Genomic DNA, 24,441 nt, shown 5'->3' on the forward strand with positions numbered 1-24,441 from the left:
ATGACAGAAAAATTGGATTTGTTATTAATCAATCCTGGAGCTCGGAATCAGGTATATGGTAAATTGGGCGATTCCCTTTCAGGAATTGAACCCCCCCTCTGGTGTGGATTACTTGCAGGTTTTATACGAGAAAATGGATATTCTGTAAGAATTCTTGATGCAGAAGCAGAAAACCTATCTCCTCATGAAACTGCAAAAAGAATTGCAGACCTAAAACCAATTCTCGCTGGAATTATTGCTCTGGGATCCAATCCCTCGGCTTCTTCAACACCAAAAATGACGGCTGCAGGTGAAACATTAAAGGCACTAAAACAGGAAAATCCTAATATAAAGACACTTTTGGGAGGCCTTCACCCTTCTGCTCTTCCGGAAAGAACTCTCACTGAAGAAGAAGTTGATTTCGTTTGTCAGGGAGAAGGATTTGAAACAGTACTTCAACTTCTCAAAATTCTTCGCACAGATAATGAAAGTGAAGACTTCATAGTAAATGGCCTATGGTATAAAAAGAAAGGATCAGTCCTATCAAATCCTCCAGCTGAACCAATTCAGAATCTTGATGAATTACCATTTGTTGCCTGGGATCTTCTCCCCATGGATATTTACAGAGCACATAATTGGCATTGCTTTAGTAATTTAAATAAAAGAGGACATTATGCAGTTATTTATACAAGTTTAGGCTGTCCATTTAATTGTAATTATTGCAATATTCATGCATTATATGGAAAACCAGGAATCAGGTTTCGCAGTCCAGAAAAAGTTATTGAAGAAATTGACTTCCTAGTCAAAAAATATCAAATAGAGAACTTAAAAATAATTGATGAATTGTTTGTCTTAAATGAAAAACGCGTAAAAAAATTATGTGATTTAATTATTGATCGTGAATATAATCTTAATATATGGGCATACGCCAGAGTTGATACAATAAATGAATCGCTTGCAAATAAAATGAAATCTGCAGGAATCAACTGGCTGGCTTTTGGAATTGAATCTGCAAGCAAAGATGTAAGAGATGGTGTAACAAAACGATTTGATCAAAATAAAATTGAAAAAGCAATTGAAATTGCTCAAAAAGCAGGAATTTTTATTATGGGAAATTTTATCTTTGGACTTCCAGATGATAATAATCAAACTATGCAAGAAACATTGGATTTAGCCAAAGAATTAAATCTTGAATATATAAATTTCTATACTGCAATGGCTTATCCGGGCTCTAAATTATATTTCGAAGCAATTCAAAACGGAATAAAACTCCCGGATAAATGGCACGGTTTTGCTCAATACGGTGAAGAAACATTACCTCTGCCAACGAAATACCTTTCATCAGCGGAAGTATTACGCTTCAGAGATTATGCATTTGATAATTATCTATCTAATCCTAAATACCTGAAAATGATTCGAGAAAAATTTGGAATAGAAGTTGAAGAACACATAAAAAAAATGCTTGAGCATAAAATAAAGAGAAAATATGCATGAAATACCTTAATATTTATGAATCCTTCAAATCATTTTTAATCGATTAAATTCCAATAATTTCAATTAATATTAGTAACATATTTTTAATTTAATGATTATCAGTCGCACACCATTTCGAATATCCTTTTTTGGAGGGGGAACAGATTATCCAGTATGGTATAAAGAAAACGGCGGCGCTGTTTTAGCTACTTCTATCGATAAGTATTGTTATATAAACATTCGTCGTCTTCCCCCGTTTTATGATTACAAATACCGTTGTGTTTATTCTAAAACGGAACAGGCAAATACAATATCTGAAATTAAGCATCCTTCAATAAGGGAATGTTTTAATTTCATGAACCTAGATCAAGGACTTGAAATTCATCATGATGCAGACCTGCCTGCCCGTTCAGGTTTAGGGTCAAGTTCTTCATTTACTGTAGGATTGATCAATGCAATGTATGCAATGAAGGGTAAAATGGTAACTAAGAGACAACTTGCCCTCGACGCAATTCACGTTGAACAAGATCTGATTAAAGAAAATGTTGGTTCTCAAGATCAAACAAGTGCCGCTTTTGGAGGTTTTAATAAAATAGAATTTGGCGGAGAACAAGGGATACAAGTCCAGCCAATAACAATAGGAGCAAAAAAATCTAAAAATCTCCAGGATCATCTGATGCTTTTTTTCACCGGTTTTTCAAGAACCGCTTCCGAAATTGCCGGTGAACAAATTAAAAAAACACCAGATCGAGCCAGTGAATTGAATAGAATGTTAGAGATGGTCGATGAAGCTATAGGAATCCTTAACAACAGTGACTCTGATATTTCTGATTTTGGCAGACTGTTAAATGAAAGCTGGATGATTAAGCGAAGTTTAACAGATAAGATCTCTACTCCACAGGTTGATCGAATCTACGAAAAAGCCTTACACGCAGGTGCATTGGGCGGGAAATTGCTCGGAGCCGGAGGAGGGGGATTTATACTATTTTTTGTAGAACCGGAGAAGCAGCAATTTGTAAAAGAAGAATTAAAAGATTTATTACATGTACCATTTAAATTTGACACACTGGGTAGTCAGATAATATATTATGTTCCATCAAATAATTATTAGTGGTTTAGCAAATGATCGCAAATCCCGAAAATATTGATGTTGTTATTCTTTGCGGGGGATTGGGAACAAGGTTAAGATCTGCTGTATCTGATCGCCCAAAAGCTCTTGCAAATTTTGGTGAAAAAACATTTATAGATATTTTGATTGATTCTATCTTAAAATATAAATTTAAAAATATTACGTTGTGCGTAGGTTACCAAAAAGAGCAAATCATAAAACATTTTGAATATGAAAAGGATTATAATTTAAAATTCTCTGCTGAAGATATTCCACTTGGAACAGGGGGAGCATTAAAAAAAGCAGTACCTGCAATTGAAAGTGATACTTTCATTGTAATGAATGGAGATTCAATATGCAACCCAGATTTTAAGCAATTACTTCAATTTCATATTAATAAAAAAGCAGTTATGACAATGGCACTGACTCATTCATCTGATAAAACAGATTATGGGAATGTAACGATGGATCAATCTCAAATAATAACAAACTTTGAAGAAAAAATTAATTCCAATGAAGAATCCTTCATTAATGCCGGCATATATGTTATGCAAAAAGAAATTTTTTCATATATGCCAAAAGAAGAAATTTTTTCTTTGGAATATGACTTATTTCCGAAGTTAGTAAATAAAAGATGTTATGGTTATATAATCAAAAATGAGTTAATAGATATTGGAACTCCTGAAAGATATAATAAGGCAGTCTCAATAATTGGTGATAAAAAATGAGAATCAATTTTGGCGATTTAGTTATTGGAGATACAGCAAAGAAATATTTACAGAAGGCCATTGATAAAAACTGGGTTTCAGAAGGAGATAATGTAAAACAATTCGAAAAAGAATTTGCTGAGTTATTTGGATACAAATATGCTATTGCAACCAGTTCAGGTACAGATGCCGATATTGTTGCCTGTTCATCCTTATATGATTTCGGAGCAAATCGCGGTGATGAGATCATTGTTCCTTCTTTATGCTTTGTAGCAGCAGCAAATTCAATTTTGGCTGCCGGCTTTATTCCAAAATTTGTCGATGTTGAACTTGAGACACTGAACATTGATCCATTGAAGATTGAAGAAGCAATCACAGAAAAAACAAGGGCAATAATGGTAGTCCATACTATGGGAAAACCCTGCGAGATGGATACTATATTAAAAATTGCACAAAAACACAATCTAAAGGTAATTGAAGATGCCTGTGAGGCACATGGTGCAACGTATAAGGGGAAAGTCGTAGGTACAATCGGAGATATGGGTGCATTCAGCTTTTACACAGCTCATCAGATCATTTGTGGAGAAGGAGGAATGGTTGCAACCAATGATGAGAAGATTGCTGATGTTGTAAGATCCGTAAAGTCGCATGGTCGTCCTGTTGGTAATTTATACTTTGATTTCCAAAGAGTTGGTTACAATTCAAAAATGAATGATCTTGAAGCAGCACTTGGACTTGAAGGAATAGAGACTTTCAAAGGATTTTTTACTACACGAAAGAACAACTTATATAGACTACTTGATTTGACAAAGGAACTTTCTGAATATTTTTACTTCATTAAAGAGGAAGATTATGAGAAAATTAGTCCACATGCATTTCCATTGGTGCTAAAAGATGAAAAGTCTGATCGCGATCAACTCTATAAATACTTGGAATCGAATGGTATTCAGTGCAAAACACTTTTTGGAAGCCTACCTACTCAGCACACAGTTTATAAATTCTTGAATTATAAATTCGGGGACTTCCCGGTTTCAGAATATATCGGGCAAAACGGGTTGCATTTTGGTATGCATCAATATTTATCCGATGATGATCTGGTATTCATCAGCGATACATTAATCAAATATTTTAATAAATAACCTTTATTTATTAACTGGTTGAGCTAAATTAAACCATTAATGGAGGAAAAATGGACTCTGAAAAAACTATCTCTGAATATTTTACAGAATCATTTCTGATAAAAGATCAATTATTAACATTACAAATAGACAATATTGTCCAAATTACAGATACTATTATTAATGCATATAAAAATGGAAATAAAACAATTTGGTTTGGAAATGGAGGTAGTGCTGCGGATGCACAACATCTTGCATGTGAATTGGTAAGCAGATTTTTTTTAGAAAGAAAAGCACTCGCGTCAATTGCACTTACAACAAATACATCGGAATTAACGGCAATCGCTAATGATTACTCTTTTGAAAATATTTTTTCCAGACAAGTGGAAGCCTTAGTTAACCCAGGTGATGTGGTAATCGGAATAAGTACAAGTGGAAATTCTCTAAATGTAATAGAAGGTCTTAAAAAAGCAAAACAACTTAAAGCGGTTACTGTTGGATTTACTGGGAATAACGGCGGAAAAATTCGTGAAATCGCAGATTATCTTATAGATGTGCCATCAGAGATTACTCCTCATATTCAGGAATCGCATATAATGATTGGACATATAATTTGTCAACTTGTAGAGAAAGAACTCTTCGATGCAAATGAAAAATAAAGCTGTATTTATTGACAGAGACGGTACAATAAATGTAGATGTTCATTATCTTGACAACCCTGATAATTTTAAAATGTATCTAGGTGTTGGGGAAGGATTAAAAAAACTTCAAGATAATGGATTTAAATTGATAGTTATCACAAATCAGTCGGGCATCGCGAGAGGTTATTTTTCAGAAGAAACATTGTTGAACATTCATCAAAAAATGAAAGAAGACCTTTTGGAATATGGTGTTATTTTGGATGATATCTACTATTGTCCACATCATCCAGATGACAAGTGTAATTGCAGGAAACCGAATACCGGATTATTCGAAAGAGCAATTGAAAGACATAGTATAAATATAAAAGAATCTTTTATGCTGGGGGATAAAATTCTCGATGTTGGTGCAGGTAAAAAAATTGGCGTTAAAACGATTCTTATTCCAGAGCCACATGCTCGTGAAGAATTACTAAATCAAAAACTAAACTGGGAAAATTCACCGGATTATATTGCAGATAATTTCTCTGAAGCTGTAGAAATTATTTTAACCTCCTGTCTCTAAAAGATATTAGAATTTAGAATAATTATTTTTATATTATTGGAGAGGGAAGGAAAGCATGGAATATCTAATTTATTCGGTGGGAATATATTTTATCTATTTTTTCTGCGGAATAGGTTTAACTTTTTTATTATGCCCAAAACCATTTGAAAAATATTCTTTCTTTTTAGCTCCCATTATTGGTTTAATATATTTTAGTTATGCCGGGCTTCTTTTTGCATATTATACCGATTTTGGTTCTAATGTATATGCACAGTTTCTATTGATTCCATCTTTAATTTTTATAATATTAGCTATTTTAATAAAAAAGAATCGTATATCTGAATTAAAATGGCCATTTAAAAAAGAAAACATTCTACTTTCATGTATATGTATATTAATTTTTATTGGAATCTCTGCGCCATTTCTATTTAAAGTTAACGTACTTACAACTATGACATTGGGTAACAATGATATAGCACATTATGCTGCAGTATCCAAATATTTAACTCAATATTCTTTTACACAAACCACTATCAATAATGATTCCTATTTCATAGGAATGTCTCAAGGAGGAGCGCATTATTCTGCATATTTTTCAACATGTATTCCAAGCTCTTTACTACAACTAGCAACATACAAAATTCAAAATATAACAACAAATCTATTTTTTGTGTTTTTAATACCATTAATTTTTTTAATTTCAGTTGAAATATTTAAATTTAAAAAAAATATTGCCTTAATTACATCACTATTAGTAGGATTTAGTTTCCATCTAATTTTCATTGATTACCATGGTTTTATTGGACAGATCCTTGGAACCGGAATATTCTTATCACTTTTTTTAATGACTTATTACTCAATTAACAATTGTAACAGTCTCAAAGATTACATTCAATATATACCAATAACTTCATTATTATTATTCGGATTGTTTGTTTGTTATTCTCCTTTATTTCCATTATATTTTATACCATTATTCCTGTTCTTATTAACTATTTTTATCTCATCAAATTTTAAATTTAAAATTCTCGTCCCAACAATATATATATTGACTTCCATAATAATATCATTCATACTAAATCCTTTAATAATTATTAGAATCATATCCGATTTTTTAATATACAACAATGTATTTGGCTGGAGTGTCCCAATTCTTAATCCATTATGGGCCTTCGGTTTAGCAGGAAATAATATTTTCATGCAAAACAATTCAATTATGAATTGGATCCTTTCTGTACCAATAATTATAATTATAATTATGTCTTTTTGGTATTTATATAAAAAAGACCGAAATTTATTCTACTTAGCAGCATCATACTTTTTAGTATTCCTATTTATATATATATATCTAGAGTATAAAGATCTAGTAACACCTGAATTTACTGGAGAGAGCTATAAGGCATATAAACTATTTACATATTATTTACCTATTTTCATAATATCAAGTTTATCAATTTTTAGAGATTTTAATATACTTGATATTAATAGAAAAAGTTCAATCAAGAAAATTTTTGGATTTTTATTTATTATTCTATTAATATTAGGTAATATTTACTCTGCATCGGCAATTATTTATGTAAACTATAATTATGGTAATTCAGTTGATAATGATATTATTGACTTAGATAAAATTACAGAAATGGAAAATGTATCATCTATTAATGTTGCAATACCTCCATTTTGGGATCAGATGTGGGCGTATTATTTCTTATTTATGAATAAAACATTATATCTAAAGGAGTCTTCTTATTATCCAAATTCACCTCAAATTGGAGACTGGACTCTTGAAGAAATTCATTATGAAAACGAAATCGATGACATTTATGTTAATGATATTATTTCTTATATCCCTGATGACAGAGAATATATAAAATTAAATGATAAATATGCTCTCATTAAAGGTAACCTCAGTGTAAAGTTAAAAGACGGATGGTACATACCCGAATATAATAATTATGGAAGTGTCTGGAGATGGACCGGAAAGAATTATGAAAATATAACTATAGATCTACACTCTAGGTATGACATAAGTGATCTGGATATTTATATTAGTTTTCTGTCTTTAGAAGAAAACAATAATTTAACCATACTTATTGATAATAAAGAAATAAATGAAATTGAAGTAAAAGACAGTGAAATACCGATTTCAATTTTTCTTCAGAACATAACTCTCTCAAATGGAAATCATGAAATAGTTTTCAAGTCAAAATATCCTGCAAAAATCCTAGATACTGGTGATCCAAGGAGTTTATGCTATGCTTTTTATAACATTACATTTATCCAAAATTCGGAGACTATAAATGGTAATTAATGAAAATTCAAGAAAACCTTTCATTTCAGTAATTTTATCATTTAAAAATGAAGAAGATGTAATTCCTGAATTAATAAGGCGTTTAAGAAAAGTTCTGGATAATGAATACCAGAATAAATATGAGCTAATTTTTGTCAATGATAATTCTACAGATCATTCCGAAGATCTTTTGATTCAATCTGCTGAAAACCATGATGATATAAAAATTATTACTATGTCTCGCACATTTGGTGTTTCAGAATGTGCACTTGCCGGTATGGAATATGCATCAGGTCAAATTGTAATTTATATGGATGCTGACCTCCAGGATCCTCCTGAATTAATACCAGATATGATCAAGGCATGGAGAGACGGAGATGATATTGATGTTGTCAATACCCGACGGATATCAAGAGATGGTGAATCCAGGATAAAACTAAGATTAACCAAAATAGGATATCATATATTAAGAAGAGTTTCTGATATTGATCTTCAAGTAGAAGTAGGAGATTTTAAATTATTATCAAGAAGAGCTGTTAATCATTTAATAAAACTTAAAGAAAAAAAACCATATTTACGCGGTTTAGTTAATTGGATCGGTTTTAATCAGGTTACAATTGATTATAAAAGAGAAGCCAGATTTGCAGGCAAGACTAAGTTTCCGGTCTTTGGACGGGGTGTCATTAATAATTTTTTAAATTCTGCTTTGATATCATTTAGTGACATGCCGTTGAAAATATCATTTTTTTTAGGAGTGATTACGTCAACGGTTGCATTTATAATGTTTATTTATGTAATAATTCAAAAATTGTTTTTACTTCCATATGTCACCCCGGGTTGGACTGCAATAATTGCTGCAATATTATTCTTGGGAGGACTACAACTAATAACTATTGGAATTATGGGACTTTATATTAACTCTATATATCTTGAAGCAAAAGGTAGACCAAACTACATTATTAAGCATACGTTCGGATTTAAAAATTCAATAGAATTAGAATCATTAAAAGAGTCATATTAATGGATCCAATATAACTTGATCTAGTGGAGAAATCAATAAAGAATGAAGAATAAACATAATAAAAAAATATTTCAATTAATTCAAATTATCATTGGGATCATAATTAGTATTTTTTTCCTATGGCTTTCGTTTAAAAATACAAATCTAAATGATTTCATTTCATCGTTTTACAATGCCAATTATCTATTACTTATTATCGCAATGATCATATTAATCGGAAGTGTTTGGATCAGAGCAATTCGTTGGAAATATTTACTTATCGGAATAGGAGAGACTTCTACTGAAGATGCTTATAAGGCAACTATGATTGGCAATATGGGAAATAATATCTTGCCATTAAAGATGGGAGAGATATTAAGAGCATATGCAATTTCTAAAAAAGCAGATATTATAATTTCCGGTGCATTCTCATCAATAATTATTGAAAGGATAGTAGATATAATATCACTATTATTAATAATAACAATAATATTTACACTTTTTCCGATTACAGAAATAACACAGATAATTGCATTTTTCGGTTATTTTATCTTAATTGGATTTTTAATTTTAACATACCTCCTATTTAAATATGAAGATAAATTTAAAAAATGGTATTTTAACAAACAAAAAAAATTGAATGAAAAGAATAAAGGATTCCTAGCAAAACATTTAATTGGATTTTGTCAGGGGATTGAAAGTTTATGGCAAAATCCAAATCAGGGGAAAACAATAATACTATCATTATTAATTTGGCTGATGTATTTTATTTTTACAATATTGTGCATCCTTGCATTGAATATTGATATTTCCATATCCGACTGCTTAAAATGTACCGTATTAATACTTACATTTACTACCTTTGCAATATTAATTCCTGCAGCTCCAGGATCTATAGGAACATATCAAATTGCAACTATAGTTGCTTTACAGATCATTGGCATTAATATTAATATAGCTCGAGCATTTTCGATAATATATTTTTTAGTCCAATATTTGCCATTTACAATCATAGGCTTGTATTATTTTTTCCAGATGAACATGCATATTTCTGATTTAGAACATAAAATAATTGGAAAAAAAGAATAATTGGCTCTGTAGAAAACCTATCTCTTTTTTAGAGAGCCATGTTATGAAAAGCCATTCTGATTTTGGCCTTGTAGAAATCTTCAATATGGATATAAAAATTGTATTCACAGCCAGCTGAATATTATAGACTATCAGTTTGATCTTAACCTCTTTAACCTGAAACCAGTATTTCCTTGCTTTAAACGCTTCACCCAATTTTCTTTTCAGGACAGAGAATACTGTTTCAACCGGATTTCTTTTATTATAAAGAGTTTTATCAAAATCTCTATTTAATTCTCGTCTATATTTTCCTTTAATCTGTTTTCTCATTCTGTCCCTGACAGGGATTATAGAATACGATTTGATTTCTTCTCGAATCTGTTTATGAATACTCTCAGAATCATATCCTTTGCCCATCGTGAAAACAATCCAATCTTGTTATTATTACAACTTTTTTAATCGAGACCTTACATGTTGAGAATCTTAGTACCACACTTTCGAAAGATTCTATCTCTGAATAATTATATTACCCCAAATCCAACAACAGTTGGTGATCTGAAAACATTGGAGTTTCTATCAATTATCAAAAATATCTAAATATTTTTTCTCTACAGAATCCCAAGAATAATTTTTGTTTATATAGCGTTTTCCTAATTCACCCATACCTGAAGTAATGTTTTTATTATTTATCAAAAAAGAAATACATTCTTTAAATTCATCATAGTTCTGGTACCATAATCCTGCATTACTCCTAAGACAATGCCCTTTTAAGACATCACAATCACCATTTACTAATACCGGAACACCATATGCCAGTGACTCCAGAGTAACCAAAGATAAACTTTCATATGGTGATGGCATGATTAAAAAATTTGCATTCGTTAATAGCGAGCCTTTATACGATTCTTCTATAAATCCAATAAAATTGATTTTTTCATGTTTTGGAACAGGAATCGAAGTACTCCCTGCTAAAACCAATTCAGGAACAGAAGGATCTTCTTCAACTAATTTGAGATAATAATCAAACATCTGATAACAACCTTTAGATCCTTCTATTCGCCCTAAATAGAGAATGTAATTATTCAATTGTTGAATTTTTAAAACCTGATCCTGCTTTGGCAAAGACGTAGAAATGCCACATCCAATAATATCCCACTTCTTTTCTTTTTCACTAAACGGGACACGATTTAAAATTAATTTCCGCTCTTCAGGGACATTATACAAGATGCCATTAACATTTTGAAATATTTCCTGTGTTGTAGATAAATTTAGTGCAGGATCATTTTCCGCTTCAGGTACAAGATATGCTTTACCCTTTGCAGCATTAATTCCATAATAGCTTGTATAATATCGAAATGTAAAAAAAATAAAAGCTTTATAATCATCATAATGATCTTCTATATATTTTATCAATTCAGGACAATTTGGACCATTTTCATTTATCCAATCAAGTTCATCTTTTTTTGTATGAGCTAAGTTTCCAAAAATTTTTTCTTCTATGGCTAAGACATTGTTTACTTTGCGTGTTTTTGAATTTTTAAACCTTAAAATTCTTATGTTTTTTATCACTTCTTCGTTTTCATTATCATATTCATTTGCCCAAGTATGATAACTTTTAGCACATGTTGTAAGAACATTTACCTGACAATAATTATTTAGATGTTCAGCAATCATCCTTGCATGATACTCTGCACCTCCAACAATTTCTTCTCCGTATCTCATAACCACAATAGCTATTTTCATTGCATCAAATCCTCTTCAAGATGATTTTCAAAATTATCAACAATTACATCCCAAGAATATGTAGACTCTGCTAATGCTCTTGCATTTTTCCTGATTTTGTTCTGTAGTTGTTTATCTCCAATTAGCCTTTTAATCGATTGAACCATATTATCTGGTGCACAGATTATTGTCTCCATTTCATTTTCAACCAACAATCCTCTTGCACCTGTTTCTGTTGTTACGACAGGAATTCCTGCACTAAAATAATCTAACATTTTCAAGTTGGTACCTGAACCTGAAAACATTGGATTTATTGCAATATCAGCAAGCTTGTAAATTTCATATTTTTCAAGTTCATCCACAACACCAAAAGGAAGTACTGTATCAGGAAATTTACCAAATTCAGAAAGATAATAATCCTTGATACTTCCAACCAGCAACAATTTTGTATTATCAAGTTTGGGAAGCAAATTTTTAATAATAAATTTTAGAGCTTCAAGATTTGGAGGATGCCAGCTTCCAACAAATAAGAGCGTATCTATATTTTCAAGGTTACATTGCCTCTTTTGCATTATTTTTTCATCAGATGATATATACTGGATCTGTTGAATATTCACACCATTTGGAGAAATTACAATTTTTTGCGAAGCGATATTATAAATATCCAACAGAATTTTTTTATCTTCAGCAGATGTAGTAAATATCAAACCTGAAAAATCACAGCATTCTTTTTCATTTGAAAATAATTTATTATCCCAGTTTTTATTATTTACATAATCACTTTTTAAAAGAAATTCAACATTATGAGCCTCATAAATAACTTTTGAATGATCCCCAATGTATTTTGCAAGAGGAAATAAATAGGGATGCGAAAAAATGATTATATCTGAAACATTCATCATTTTTCTTACTTCAGTAGTGTATTGTGGGCTTTTTTCAACGAAATCAATCATACAGCAGTCATAGAGATTTCTCTTCAGTTTTTTTTCTTCAGTCCATTGACACTGTGCATGTTCTATACTTTGAGGGATACAGATTTGTTTTAATCCATTATCCAAAGATAAAGTTTGAAATGTTTTGTTAGATTCAATGATTGAACAAATTGTGACATCATATTTTTTCGCCAGTCGTGAATAGATGTTATATAATCTTTGTTGGCCTCCTCCACGAGGAGGATAACATGAATATGTAGACAATACAAGGACCTTTCTTTTTTCCTGCAATACATTTTCTTCTTCCTTTAAAAGTAATTTGATAAAATTGAGCCAACTTATATTTTGTACAGCTGAATAACCCGCATTTCCCATAATTCTTGCATTTTCAGGATATTCTATATAATAATTTATTTTTTCAGCAATACTTTGAGGAGTTGGATTAGTAATAAATCCATTTTTCCCATCTTGTACTAGTTCTGTGGGACCACCACTATCAAAAGTAGTAATAACAGGTTTTTTACTCATCATTGCCTCAAGTGTTATCAATCCATAGTCCTCATCATATGGAGTAAATAAAACTGCCAATGAATGAGAATATAGGCTAATAAGTTCATTTTCATTTACATAGCCGACAAACTCGATTCTGCCATCTTTTTGTGCTACTTTCTTCAGTTGCTTTTCCTCAGGTCCGGTTCCGGCGATCTTCAACTTTATATTATGAGGAACATATTCCATAGCTTTAATAATAAGATCAAGGCGTTTTGGTCCATCTAAACGACTTGCTGTGAAAATATAATCATATCCCTCACTAGCGAAATCACTTATTTTCGATGGCGGATATACAATTTTGACTTCTGAATTAATAGGGAAATAATCTTTACGCCGACGTACAGTATCCGACATAGTATAATATCGTTGAATTCTCTGACCAGATAATGCAAATCTGTCAAAGTACTGAATTATTTCTCTTATAAATGGTCCTGGAAAACTGAATGTCTCCGAATTATATTCAGTTTTAGTTTCTTTTAATAACTTAAGATTTTCAAAAATCGCATTTATCGATTCTGACGATAAGTCATTTTTATAAATGATGTCCAGTATTCTTTTTACTAATCCAACACAAAGATAGGAAGGCGTTTTTTCAGGAAGATTACAGAAATGATATGAATCATAAAGACCTCTTAATGTGTGAATCATATATAATACATGATTGTGGTGCTGAACCATCCAAGATGGATATTTAGTAGAAATAACCATATCAAAGTGCGAGAGATCAAGATTATAGAAATTGGAATAAGATCTAATAAGATCCCAAAAATTGTTTTCAAGAATAGGCACTTTTATTAGTTCGCATTGATTTGAAGTGATATCATTAATTGCATTTTGCATTCCAAGAACAAGATTTTCCGCTCCTCCCATAGTAAAAGGAACAGGGCTTGGAGCAACAATCGCGATTTTCATATATGTGTTCCTACTAATATGAATTTACAATATAGAGATTTGTCAATTTCTTCAAGATTTTCGATAATATATACTACAAATTCCAGTTTCGTATTAGGTTTTATAAGCCTTCTTATAAGTGATTCTGGTGAATAAAACCTTCCATGTCTGTTACCCCAGTCTTTTGCACAGTATATAATTGCCTCATTATCAAAAGAGACACTTCCTGGAATTGAATATCTTGGATCAGTCTGACAGCTACTTTTAGAATAGATATATAAAGGAGCTATGATGATTTTACCTCCTTTAATCAATAAACGCTCCATTTCTCTCATAAAAAGAATATCAGAGTCATTTTCAAAATGCTCAATGCTACATGTTGCAATTGCACCATTGAAAAATTCATCAGGAACTGGTATTTCTGATGCATTGCTACCAATTTTATTATCATGAATCCCCGGATTATACATGATATCTTGTGAATATCCAATACACCCCGTCAGGTTACTAAAAATATCTACAACTGGCGAATGCTCACTTGCAATATCTATAAACTTTTCATTTTGTTTTAGATCCAAAAAATGATAACAGAGGTAATGCTCGAATGTTTTCTCAAAAAAATTATTAATATAATATTCAGGATATTTAGTTTTATATTCGGCTTTTATTATATATTTTAGATACCCTTTTCTATCCACTCTGATTCGCTTAACTGAAATACCCCTCGAAACAAGAGTATTGATAATCCAATTAACACAGTCAGGATCGAGATTATTAATATTCCCTACAACAACAGGATTTGTAAATTTTTTCTTTAAAACTTCAACACCATCTTCAAAATCTAGACAATCTGTCTTTAACTGATATTGATATTTCATGCCCTCTCCACTAAAAATAAAGATTATTTCTTCCCAATAACTGCATAATCCATTGCACCAAAAATCCTACTATTGAGGACCCGAATATTTTGATTATAGGTTTCAATATCCTCTTTAATAAGTACTTGTTTATCATTATCTGATAACGGTTTCAATGCCTCATTTTCTGGAGTCAAACCAAAAAACTTTATTTCAGTTTCTCTAAAGCCAGTTGTTGAATATAAAAATCTCATGGTTTCAGGGTGAACAGGTTTAAAATGAGTCAGGTCAATATAGAAGTTTGCAAGAGATGTAAGCGACAATGGGTTTACTGTTTCTGCAATGATGTAATAGCCCAATTTTAGCTTCTTATAGCAAAGTTCGAGCAAGCGAACAAGGACAACAGGTTCCAGATGTTCAACAACTTGGCTTATGAAAACCCCGTCAAGAGTTGAATCATCAAGTTTTTCAAGATATGATATAGCATCATCAAAAAGAACGTTTAATCCTTTTGATTGGCAAAATTCAACCATCGTTTTATCAAAATCTACGCCCCAAGCTCCGATCCCATTCTCACGCATCAGTTCCAAAAATTCTCCGCGACCGCAACCGATATCCAAGACATTTCTACAACCTTCAAAATATTCAATATATATATTCTGTCGCTCTTTAATCTCCTTTCGTGAACCTCGGAATTTCTCTTCGAAAATAAAATAATTAAGATCAGGAACCTCAAAATAAGCACGAGAAGTAACAGATTCCAGATTTGAACACCCGGCATTCCTTTTTTCAAGAAGATTTATAAGCCATTCCCTGTTTTTAATTTCAGAATCCAAGGATGAAAGGATTTCATTAACCTGTTTTGTGACCTCTTCTTTTACTAAACCTGAAATATCTATTTTTTCAGATTCCAACTTTAAAATACTAGATCTTAACTCACTATTCTCCGATTCAAACTTTAGAATACGAGTATTGACATCATAATAAGCTGTTTCAGAAGTTTTAAGACGTTCGTTTATAGCACCTATACTATTATTTGTATTTACTAAACGCTCACAAATATCATTGATATGTTCAATGTCCTCAAGGTATTCACAAATATGATCTATACGAGTTCCGGCGCTGGAAAGAACTTTTACCAATTCATTGTTGAATTCTGTTTGTTTCCAGATAACAGGATCCATATAGCGCCGGACTTCCCCGTTAATAAGGCTCCGGCTTTTAACGAGGAATTTTCCGGCAAACGGGCGATGCGAACTGATAAAATAGCTGTTATTGCCAATGTCAGCATTATTCTTTAAGTACTGCAGACTATCCTGAACATTATTTATTTCCACAGATAGATCTGACAAATCATCTTTGGGAGAGACTTCTGCCTCCTTTCTTCTTCGAATATTTTCCCGGATTTTCGCCATTATTTCTTCGACGTTTATTTCTTCATTTTTTATTTCTATTGTGTTCATATCAGTCCTCTCCACATTTTTAGAAGATTCCTTACTCTGCATTTTAATATTTGAATTGGTTCCTTTTTCGAGCAGTATACATACCAATCCTGCTGCTGCCGGAGCATTATTATCTTTATACAGTATCTCCTTTAATTCATGTTCATCACAGGAGTGCCATCCATTATCATATTTATAAAAATCTTCTTTAATTGTATTACAATTTACTGATTTAATTAATTTATTCCATCTTTTTTCATCATAATGAATGAACCATCCATAATTATGATATTTCCCAAAAGGAACAGTTAAAACAATTCTTCCCCCATTTTTTGTTATTCTATATATTTCACTTAAGGCTTCAATATCTCCATCATTGCTATCTTCACAAAAATATCTATCATAAATTGAGTTATCACGGCCAATGTGCTCAATTGCTGAAATACAATATATCAAGTCAAAAAATTCATCAGGAAAATTTGTATTTCGGATGTCACTTTTATGAGGAATGATCCCTCCAATATTTTTTTCAATAATATCTATTCCATGTAATTCCTTTATATTCAATGACAATAATTGTTCAAGATATCTGTCTTCAGCATTAGCATAACCTACATCAAGAACCCTTTCTTCTCCACTGTAACAGGATATTGCCCAAGGTATTTCTATGCACCTTTCTGAATCATCTATTCCAAAGGGTTCAGAAGGTAACTTAAAAATAAAATTAGAACTCATAATTAGCTCCTATTTGGATGTGATCATAATTCCAATATTACAACAACATTAGTCCTTATTTAATATACAGATTGATGGTTTTAAATTTAAAAGTCCTCCATAAACAATACTTTCATCATTTAATAAAATAGTAACTACCTCAACATCATGCGCCAAAAGAGAATATTCCTCAAAAGATCCCCTGTCAAATCCCTTATTTGCGACACCTACAGAAAAAGAATATGCTCCAGGACTTAAAGGAAGATTCATCAACCATTCTACTTTTACATTCTGGTCTTTTTGGATTTTCTCGGTCTCAACATTCATGCAGTAAGTATTTGTTTCGAAAATCGAAACTCCGAATGTATTCCTGATCATCAGACCATAATGCGGTTCATCAAAATCTCTCAACGGTTTTATCTCATATACAACCCTGATAACATTTTCACTCTCAATATATGATATCTCGTTTCCTTTTTCATTGAAGACCTTAAAAGATACCAATTCCACTTCTCCTGTTGAAGTCTCGGAATAATTCATATTGTATTTCTTTTCAGTCTTCTTTTCCTGAATATTTACAGGTAAATCTCCCTGATGACTTTTCTGTAAAATTACGTTCAAGTATAAGTCAACAACCTCTTTTGTATTTCCAAAATTAACCATACTTCCTTTTTCAAGAAAAATTGCTGCATCGCAAAGAGTCTTTACAGCGTTCATATCATGAGAAACAAAAATGATCGATCCGCCCTTCTCTTTAAAAGCCTGAATAGCCCGCATGCATTTCTGCTGGAAATAAGCATCTCCAACAGATAAGGCTTCATCCACCAGAAAACACGCAGGATCGGCATGGATGGCGATAGAAAAACCAAGCCGCATCAGCATCCCGGAAGAATACGTCTTTATCGGATCGTTTATCGCATCCCCCAGTTCCGTGAAATTAATTATCTCATCTCTTTTGGAATCGATCTCGTCTTTACTCATGCCGAGAAGCGTTCCGTTCATGTAGATGTTTTCGATACCCGTAAGTTCGTGATTGAAACCAGTCCCAAGCTCCAAAAGCCCAGTCACCTTCCCTGTAACCTCAACCTCGCCTTCATCGGGGATAACGACACCCTGCAATATTTTAAGAAGAGTTGACTTTCCGGCACCATTCTCACCGACTATGCCAAGCGTCTCGCCGTCTGCAACCGAGAAAGAGATTCCAGAAAGTGCCTGCAGATCCTTGTGATATTTTTTCCGGGTCACAATCTCCTTCAGACGATCTGCAGGGGAATGATAGATCCGGTATTTTTTGCTGACATTTTTTACTGTGATCATAATCCTTCACCTCACATGAAATCCCGTATATCCTTCTCAAGCCTATTAAATATCCAAAAAGATAAAAGAAGCATGAAAATACTCAACAGCAGAACATATGTCAGGAACGTGAACCCGGGGATCTCATTATACACAAATATCGACTGGTAGCCGTTGACAACCGCGGTCATGGGATTCCAGATGATTACTGATTTTGCGAAATCTGGAAGGATATCATATACATATACAATCGGTGTAAACCAAAACCAGAAAAGAAGTACAACCTGGATCGTTTCACGAAGATCTTTTAAAAAGACCATGAAATTTGCCAGGAAAAATCCGAGTGAGTACGCAAAAAGAACCTGGATGAAATATATTACCGGAACAAACACCAGAAGCCAGGAGAACTGGTAGCCTGCATAAATAAGAAAGAGAAAGAAAAATACCATAGTTCCTGCAAAGATCACACTCTCGGAAATTACAATATAGAGAGGGAAATACCTGAGGTTCGTATTCAGTTTTGTAAGGATATGGCGTTTGTCAGGAAAAATCGTTGAAATGCGTGTAAACATGCTGGCAAAAGCGGTCCAGGGAAGAATACCTGCACATATGTATACACCATAGCTGAAAACATCCGATGACCCCGGAAGCCTTGCTCCCATGATACTTGAAAAAATAAATGTATAGACTATAATATTTGCAAGGGGAAATATGAAATTCCATGCAAATCCCAAAAGAGATCCCGAATACCTCTCGGTGAGATCACGTTTCGCAAATTCCGTTATAAGGCTAAAATTCACTTAGATCCACCTGTTATTAAATATACATGCAATAAATCAGAACATAATATTGATGATAAATTACATAGTAATTTCCATATTGTTCTGTCATCCAATTCCTGCATAGAAGAATAAAATTTATCGCTTTTCTGCCTTAGCAACCAAAGATTTCAGTTCTTCTTCAAATTTTTCAAGAGAAAACAAATTCGCTCTTGCAACACATCTTTCATGAAATTCTCCGGGCGAAACAGAAATCCGTCTCACAGCGTTTGCAATCGATTCCACGTCAGGCTGAACCAGAAGGCCGGTCTCGCCATCGACAACAGTCTCCTTAAAACCGCCTTCATCAACTGCAACAACAGGTTTCCCTGCGGCCATCGCCTCAACCGGAGTCAGGCCATAGTCCTCATCGATCGCCGTACATATAAATCCCCTACAGCGTGAATAAAGGTCGATCAGTTCATCTCCGGAAACTTCACCGATAATCTCTACATTATCGGGAAGATTTTCACCGATCTTGTCGGCATAAACCGATGCATGATCGCCTTCGGCGTACCCGCCGACAATCACCAGTTTCTCACCCGGCATCAGGCGAAAGGCTTCGATCTGGAGCTCAATTCTCTTTTCAGGATATAGCCTGTTTACAGACAGCCAGAAATCACCATATTCTTTGAATTTATATCTTGAAACGTCAACCGGAGGATAAATGATATCAGACTCTCTTCCGTGATATTTTAAGATCCTTCCCCGGGTATTCTTAGAAATTGCTACGATATTGTCGATCTTATCAACTGAACGCTGGTCAAGGTACTTATTGAAAAAAACCCAGATTCTAAAAGCCTGCCGAGTGAGAAAATTTTGTCGGCTCAAAAAAGTGTGGTAGAGATCATAAAAAGCTCTTACAGGAGTATAGCAATACCAAAGGTTCGGATGATGCCGGTGTGCCGCATAATGACTCCAGTTGCCAGTAAAAATAAAAAAATCATAATCCCTGGAAAAATCGCACCTGTAAAACTTCACCATTGCGGAGATCTGCTTAAAAGGAGGATATTTTATCGTCTCTCCCAGGGATATGATTCTGGCGGAGTCATCGATCTTTGCAGCAGCATCTGTATCCGTAGTAATGATGTCTGCATCGAGAATCTTTGCCATAGCCAAAACTACTTTCTCTCCGCCGCCGATAGCACCGAAATAATCATGGAATATGGCAACTTTCACTGGAAATTAATCCCCTTTCCACCACTTGGTCTCGAATTTCTTCTGGATTATCTCGTCTCCTTCTCCGGGGACTTCGACTCCGGCGGCGCGAAGATCCGCGTCCAGCATGATCTTAACTAGATCTTTGAAAGTGACTTTAGCCTTCCACCCGAGATCCTTTTCGGCCTTGGTCGGGTCGGCCCTTAATGCATCGACCTCGGTCGGGCGGAAATATTTCTGGTCGATCCTTACATGATCGTCAATATTCAGGCCCACGTAAGAGAACGCTTCGTCAAGGAACTCATTGATCGAGTGCGTCTCACCCGTTCCGATGACGAAATCATCGGATTTTTCCGCCTGGAGCATCATCCACATCGCCTCGACATACTCGGGCGAAAATCCCCAGTCGCGTTTTGCATCCAAATTCCCAAGATAAAGATATTTTGCCTTCTTCGCAAGAATTGCCGCTATCCCACGCGTGATTTTGCGGGTGACAAACGTCTCCCCGCGGCGGGGGGACTCATGGTTGAACAGAATTCCGTTCGATGCGAACATGTCATACCCCTCGCGGTAGTTTTTGGCCATCCAGTATGAGTACAATTTTGCACATGCATATGGACTCCTCGGGACAAAACACGTCTCTTCATCCTGCGGAGGTTCAGCTCCTCCGAACATCTCGCTCGACGATGCCTGGTAGAACCTGATATCAAGACCGCTCCTGCGGATAGCCTCCAGAATCCGGGTAGTGCCAAGAGCAGTCACGTTCCCCGTATACTCGGGAATATCGAAACTGACCCTGACATGACTCTGGGCACCGAGATGATATACCTCGTCGGGTTTCACATTGTATATTATATTGTTTATCTGCTCGGCATCCGAGAGATCGCCATAATGAAGATATAATTTTATACTCGAATCATGAGGCTCGACATACCCGTCAGATCCTAAAATATGATCGATTCTTGAAGTATTGAAGGTCGACGCTCTCCTGATAAGACCGTGAACCTCGTAACCCCTGGAAAGAAGGAGTTCGGCAAGGTACGATCCGTCCTGACCCGTAATTCCCGTGATTAATGCTTTTTTAGGTTCCATTTTCTCAAACCCTGGTATAAATTAGTACTTGTTCGTATTAAACGTCATCAATAATATGGCTGTCCCAGTAATCATAAACCGAACGAAGAGTCTCTTCAAAAGAAATCTTTGGTTTCCACCCGGTATCCCTGCAAATTTTTTTATTACTCCCGATGATTCTCGGATTATCCGCCGGGCGGAGACGGGAAGCCTCCTGCCGGATTTCGACATCAATTCCGTAAATTCCGGATAACATCTCTATAATATCAACTATCGACCTGCCGACTCCGCTGCAGATGTTATAGGCCTCTCCGCTTTTTCCCTTCGACAATAAAGAAAAATACGCCTCAACTACATCATGGACATCCAGGAAATCACGGATTACCGCCCCGTTTCCGATATGAAGAACAGGCTCCTGAAGGCCTTTTGCAATCATAACGAACTGCTTCACTAAGGAACTCACCACGAAATTATCCTTCTGCCCCGGCCCGCAATGATTAAATGAGCGTGTACAGCAGATATCAAGACCATACCCTTTGGCATATACACCGGCGAGGTTCTCCTGCGAAACTCTCGCCACCGCATACGGATTCCCGGGGCGCTGCTGCACATCTTCTGAAACAGGCAGATCTTCCTCAGGTATTATACCATACTGCTCCGAAGAACCTACAGAAAGAATCCGTGTATTCAGTTCGTTATGCCTTACAGTCTCGATTATATTCAAAAAAGCATTCATATTGTTCATAAAGGACTCGACAGGGGTATTCCAGCTCTCCGCAACTGAACTCTGGGCTGCAAGATGCAGGATGTAATCCGGCTCTATCTCTTTAATGATAGTCTCTATCTTCAGGAGATCCTTTAAATCAGCTTTATAAAATTTATGAAAGCCTGGATTATCCACGAAATCCCACGCAGGTTTTCCACGGCTTATTCCATAAATCTCAAAATCTGAATGATTTTTATTTATGTAATCAACGAAATGTCCACCGACAAATCCGCTGATTCCCGTAATCAATATCTTTTTCATAAATATCCGGCTCTTTAGGTACTATATAATCTATAATTTTTAACTATTTTATTAAGAATTTATACTGCTGCCTTTATTTTTTCACCTCTGCCTTCCTCACCTTCACCGTGAGATAAACGGCATGCCGGGGATCGATTCTTGCAAGAAATCCTGCAATTAAACCTGGGAAAGGATAATAACCCATACCTCGAATTTTCTCAACACAAAATCCATGGTGCTTAAGAAGATCAATCAGACCCCTATAAGTGAAAATTCTGAGATGGATCTCCCCGGGACTGCTATGTTCCATATTTTGCTTTGGATCTAATGGATTTCCAAGAATTACTTCGTTGCTGATATGTGAAGAAAACGGCTGATAACCGATAAACAGAGAGACAAGATTATGGCTACTACCAAGATTTGGAGTAGATAAGATAGCATATCCTCCTGGTTTCAGCATCCTGTAAACCTCTTTCAGGAAGACATCAGTCCCGTTAAGATGTTCAAGAACCTGATTTGCATGGATAACATCAAAAGATTCATTCCTGAAAGGCAAACCGGCATTAAGATTGCCTGTACAGATCTCAACTCCTGATTCTTCCGAATTAATGGCAGATCTTGTATCAAAATCAACCCCGTATGCGTCGTTTGTCTTCAAACGCGCTGCAAGTTCCCGGGTGAATAGACAATTGGAGCATCCGCAATCGAGAATCTTCGTTTTTGGATAAGGGTCCAACATCTCAAGAATTAACCGCCTGTTATTTTCGTCCACCTTCAAAAACAGAGAAAGCATATATTTCTTCATCGATAGCTCAATCCCCGGCCTCATTATATGTCAAAATGAGTTTTTTTGATATTGCATCCCATTCATAATCATTCACACTATCGATTAATAACTCCTTTATTTCTTCCTTTTCCGAAAGCGCCAGTAGGATACAAGATACGAGACTTTCAGGCGAGAGATCTGCAATATAACCGTTCGATCCTTCCCGTATTAGATCACATGCAGCGTTTCGTGGAGATTTGACAGTCACAACCCGAAGCCCACAGGCCATCGCCTCGATAGCAACTATCCCGAATCCTTCACGGGAAGAGGGAAGGACAAATACTTTTGAAGCTTTCATCACTGCAATTACATCATCATAATCGTGAAGGAAACCCATGAAGGTAACATTCCCTGTCAGTCCCAAATCACCGACCATATCTTCAAGTCTCTGCATCTCAGGCCCGTCACCCACAATGACTGCCTTAATTTCAGGCATTTTCTCACATATCCGGACAAGGGCCTGAAGAAGAAGATCGACATTTTTCTCCGGAATCAGGCGTCCGACAAATATTATATCCGAATACTCTCTTGCTGGATTTATCCTGTTTATCTCCTTAAAATCAATTCCGTTAGGGAAAATTGGAATATATCCCCTCATTCCGTTACATTCAAGATTTCGGGCTGTTGAACCCGAAACTGCAACAGGATTTTTTGTGAAATATATCGCAAAGCGTTCAATAAACTTCCCGAAGATCCCGAAAAATCCAAGATAATCATACCAGTAATTCCCCCATACCTCATGCCACGTTACAACCAGAGAGCACTTTGAAACTTTCGAAACAAGCCATGAAGGTAGCAAAGGAAAATACGGAAACGCCTGGCAGTCGATAACGTCAGGTCTCTCTTTTAACAACGGAAGGAAGAGAAAAAAAGAATAATAGATCGCCTGTACGATCGATCTTCGTCCTTTGACATAGAGGTCCATCGGACGGCACAAACCGTGATATATGATCCCGTCTTTTTCAAAAACAGCCGGACCATCCCAGTATTTCATACCGAAGATATGAACTTCGTGCCCTCTCTCCGCCAGTCTGAGGGACAGCTCGTAGATCCTCTTCTCAGCTCCGCCTTTTACGTAAGGATAGATAACATCGTATACGAACGCGATCTTCATGGGACTATTCCGGTACTAATACATGAACACTGCACCGACTTTAATATTCTTTAAAAATTCAAGAGATTTAAACTTTAAATTGCTTTGAGAATAAACTCAAGAGCACAATGTGGAAAA

Annotated in this window: 21 protein-coding genes; 9 read left to right on the plus strand and 12 right to left on the minus strand. The window is 34.7% G+C overall.

The genetic code is table 11. The features are described 5' to 3' along the window. The 9 genes from MPET_RS07050 (at position 1) to MPET_RS07095 (ending at position 9,946) form a co-directional block, all read left to right on the plus strand. Positions 1-1,473 carry a B12-binding domain-containing radical SAM protein gene (locus tag MPET_RS07050; RefSeq protein WP_013329326.1) on the plus strand — a complete coding sequence of 491 codons (1,473 nt, stop codon included), beginning with the start codon at positions 1-3 and terminating at the stop codon, positions 1,471-1,473. Positions 1,474-1,564: 91 nt separating this feature from the next. Next, positions 1,565-2,563, plus strand: coding sequence for a GHMP family kinase ATP-binding protein (locus MPET_RS07055; RefSeq protein WP_013329327.1), 999 nt, complete (start codon positions 1,565-1,567; stop codon positions 2,561-2,563). Positions 2,564-2,574: 11 nt separating this feature from the next. Then, a complete protein-coding gene (locus MPET_RS07060; RefSeq protein WP_013329328.1) occupies positions 2,575-3,288 on the plus strand; it encodes a nucleotidyltransferase family protein in 714 nt (237 codons plus the stop codon). Then, entirely contained in the window at positions 3,285-4,406 is a 1,122-nt protein-coding gene (locus MPET_RS07065) for a DegT/DnrJ/EryC1/StrS family aminotransferase (RefSeq protein WP_013329329.1), read from the plus strand. The genes MPET_RS07060 and MPET_RS07065 overlap by 4 nt, the downstream gene beginning before the upstream one ends. A 50-nt stretch (positions 4,407-4,456) precedes the next feature. Next, positions 4,457-5,044, plus strand: a complete 588-nt coding sequence (locus tag MPET_RS07070; RefSeq protein ID WP_013329330.1) for a D-sedoheptulose-7-phosphate isomerase — start codon at positions 4,457-4,459, stop codon at positions 5,042-5,044. Further along, complete coding sequence (gmhB, locus tag MPET_RS07075) at positions 5,034-5,588, plus strand: D-glycero-beta-D-manno-heptose 1,7-bisphosphate 7-phosphatase (RefSeq protein ID WP_013329331.1); 555 nt, start codon at positions 5,034-5,036, stop codon at positions 5,586-5,588. Before MPET_RS07070 ends, gmhB begins: the two co-directional genes overlap by 11 nt. 55 nt (positions 5,589-5,643) lie before the next feature. Beyond that, positions 5,644-7,878: a hypothetical protein gene (locus MPET_RS15150; protein ID WP_013329332.1), complete on the plus strand. Its 2,235-nt coding sequence runs from the start codon at positions 5,644-5,646 to the stop codon at positions 7,876-7,878. Continuing rightward, positions 7,868-8,878: a glycosyltransferase family 2 protein gene (locus tag MPET_RS07090; RefSeq protein ID WP_013329333.1), complete on the plus strand. Its 1,011-nt coding sequence runs from the start codon at positions 7,868-7,870 to the stop codon at positions 8,876-8,878. Before MPET_RS15150 ends, MPET_RS07090 begins: the two co-directional genes overlap by 11 nt. Before the next feature lie 42 nt (positions 8,879-8,920). Next, the gene (locus tag MPET_RS07095) at positions 8,921-9,946 is read left to right on the plus strand and encodes a lysylphosphatidylglycerol synthase transmembrane domain-containing protein (RefSeq protein ID WP_013329334.1); all 1,026 of its coding nucleotides are present in this window, start codon (positions 8,921-8,923) and stop codon (positions 9,944-9,946) included. Here the strand turns inward: MPET_RS07095 and MPET_RS07100 are convergent. From MPET_RS07100 to MPET_RS07155, 12 genes are all read right to left on the minus strand, one after another. Further along, positions 9,914-10,342 (minus strand): transposase, encoded by a 429-nt coding sequence (locus MPET_RS07100; protein WP_013329335.1) that lies wholly within the window; start codon positions 10,340-10,342, stop codon positions 9,914-9,916. The genes MPET_RS07095 and MPET_RS07100 overlap by 33 nt on opposite strands. Before the next feature lie 159 nt (positions 10,343-10,501). Further along, positions 10,502-11,668, minus strand: a complete 1,167-nt coding sequence (locus MPET_RS07105; RefSeq protein ID WP_013329336.1) for a glycosyltransferase family 4 protein — start codon at positions 11,666-11,668, stop codon at positions 10,502-10,504. Further along, positions 11,665-14,043, minus strand: coding sequence for a glycosyltransferase family 4 protein (locus tag MPET_RS07110; RefSeq protein ID WP_013329337.1), 2,379 nt, complete (start codon positions 14,041-14,043; stop codon positions 11,665-11,667). The genes MPET_RS07105 and MPET_RS07110 overlap by 4 nt, the downstream gene beginning before the upstream one ends. Then, entirely contained in the window at positions 14,040-14,900 is an 861-nt protein-coding gene (locus tag MPET_RS07115) for a methyltransferase domain-containing protein (RefSeq protein WP_013329338.1), read from the minus strand. Before MPET_RS07115 ends, MPET_RS07110 begins: the two co-directional genes overlap by 4 nt. Before the next feature lie 23 nt (positions 14,901-14,923). Beyond that, entirely contained in the window at positions 14,924-17,056 is a 2,133-nt protein-coding gene (locus MPET_RS07120; RefSeq protein ID WP_013329339.1) for a methyltransferase domain-containing protein, read from the minus strand. Positions 17,057-17,104: 48 nt separating this feature from the next. Next, complete coding sequence (locus tag MPET_RS07125) at positions 17,105-18,352, minus strand: ABC transporter ATP-binding protein (protein WP_013329340.1); 1,248 nt, start codon at positions 18,350-18,352, stop codon at positions 17,105-17,107. Positions 18,353-18,363: 11 nt separating this feature from the next. Beyond that, positions 18,364-19,131, minus strand: a complete 768-nt coding sequence (locus tag MPET_RS07130; protein ID WP_013329341.1) for an ABC transporter permease — start codon at positions 19,129-19,131, stop codon at positions 18,364-18,366. 117 nt (positions 19,132-19,248) lie between these two features. After that, positions 19,249-20,328 (minus strand): glycosyltransferase, encoded by a 1,080-nt coding sequence (locus MPET_RS07135; protein ID WP_013329342.1) that lies wholly within the window; start codon positions 20,326-20,328, stop codon positions 19,249-19,251. Between the two features lie 6 nt (positions 20,329-20,334). Further along, a complete protein-coding gene (gmd, locus tag MPET_RS07140; protein ID WP_013329343.1) occupies positions 20,335-21,399 on the minus strand; it encodes a GDP-mannose 4,6-dehydratase in 1,065 nt (354 codons plus the stop codon). 37 nt (positions 21,400-21,436) lie between these two features. Then, complete coding sequence (locus tag MPET_RS07145; protein WP_013329344.1) at positions 21,437-22,405, minus strand: GDP-mannose 4,6-dehydratase; 969 nt, start codon at positions 22,403-22,405, stop codon at positions 21,437-21,439. A gap of 73 nt (positions 22,406-22,478) precedes the next feature. Then, complete coding sequence (locus MPET_RS07150) at positions 22,479-23,189, minus strand: class I SAM-dependent methyltransferase (RefSeq protein ID WP_225353793.1); 711 nt, start codon at positions 23,187-23,189, stop codon at positions 22,479-22,481. A 7-nt stretch (positions 23,190-23,196) separates the two neighbouring features. Then, the gene (locus tag MPET_RS07155) at positions 23,197-24,324 is read right to left on the minus strand and encodes a glycosyltransferase family 4 protein (protein ID WP_013329346.1); all 1,128 of its coding nucleotides are present in this window, start codon (positions 24,322-24,324) and stop codon (positions 23,197-23,199) included. Positions 24,325-24,441: the final 117 nt, after the last annotated feature.

The organism is Methanolacinia petrolearia DSM 11571 (genome assembly GCF_000147875.1).
Taxonomy (GTDB): Archaea; Halobacteriota; Methanomicrobia; order Methanomicrobiales; family Methanomicrobiaceae; genus Methanolacinia; species Methanolacinia petrolearia.

Coding starts and splice junctions, on each gene's coding strand:
- MPET_RS07100 (WP_013329335.1), bottom strand. CDS start 10,342: ATGGGCAAAGGATATGATTCTGAGAGTATTCATAAACAGATTCGAGAA.
- MPET_RS07095 (WP_013329334.1), top strand. CDS start 8,921: ATGAAGAATAAACATAATAAAAAAATATTTCAATTAATTCAAATTATC.
- MPET_RS07055 (WP_013329327.1), top strand. CDS start 1,565: ATGATTATCAGTCGCACACCATTTCGAATATCCTTTTTTGGAGGGGGA.
- MPET_RS07120 (WP_013329339.1), bottom strand. CDS start 17,056: ATGAGTTCTAATTTTATTTTTAAGTTACCTTCTGAACCCTTTGGAATA.
- gmhB (WP_013329331.1), top strand. CDS start 5,034: ATGAAAAATAAAGCTGTATTTATTGACAGAGACGGTACAATAAATGTA.
- MPET_RS07090 (WP_013329333.1), top strand. CDS start 7,868: ATGGTAATTAATGAAAATTCAAGAAAACCTTTCATTTCAGTAATTTTA.
- MPET_RS07050 (WP_013329326.1), top strand. CDS start 1: ATGACAGAAAAATTGGATTTGTTATTAATCAATCCTGGAGCTCGGAAT.
- MPET_RS07145 (WP_013329344.1), bottom strand. CDS start 22,405: ATGAAAAAGATATTGATTACGGGAATCAGCGGATTTGTCGGTGGACAT.
- MPET_RS15150 (WP_013329332.1), top strand. CDS start 5,644: ATGGAATATCTAATTTATTCGGTGGGAATATATTTTATCTATTTTTTC.
- MPET_RS07150 (WP_225353793.1), bottom strand. CDS start 23,189: ATGAAGAAATATATGCTTTCTCTGTTTTTGAAGGTGGACGAAAATAAC.
- MPET_RS07065 (WP_013329329.1), top strand. CDS start 3,285: ATGAGAATCAATTTTGGCGATTTAGTTATTGGAGATACAGCAAAGAAA.
- MPET_RS07125 (WP_013329340.1), bottom strand. CDS start 18,352: ATGATCACAGTAAAAAATGTCAGCAAAAAATACCGGATCTATCATTCC.
- MPET_RS07110 (WP_013329337.1), bottom strand. CDS start 14,043: ATGAAAATCGCGATTGTTGCTCCAAGCCCTGTTCCTTTTACTATGGGA.
- MPET_RS07155 (WP_013329346.1), bottom strand. CDS start 24,324: ATGAAGATCGCGTTCGTATACGATGTTATCTATCCTTACGTAAAAGGC.
- MPET_RS07105 (WP_013329336.1), bottom strand. CDS start 11,668: ATGAAAATAGCTATTGTGGTTATGAGATACGGAGAAGAAATTGTTGGA.
- MPET_RS07060 (WP_013329328.1), top strand. CDS start 2,575: ATGATCGCAAATCCCGAAAATATTGATGTTGTTATTCTTTGCGGGGGA.
- MPET_RS07115 (WP_013329338.1), bottom strand. CDS start 14,900: ATGAAATATCAATATCAGTTAAAGACAGATTGTCTAGATTTTGAAGAT.
- MPET_RS07070 (WP_013329330.1), top strand. CDS start 4,457: ATGGACTCTGAAAAAACTATCTCTGAATATTTTACAGAATCATTTCTG.
- gmd (WP_013329343.1), bottom strand. CDS start 21,399: ATGGAACCTAAAAAAGCATTAATCACGGGAATTACGGGTCAGGACGGA.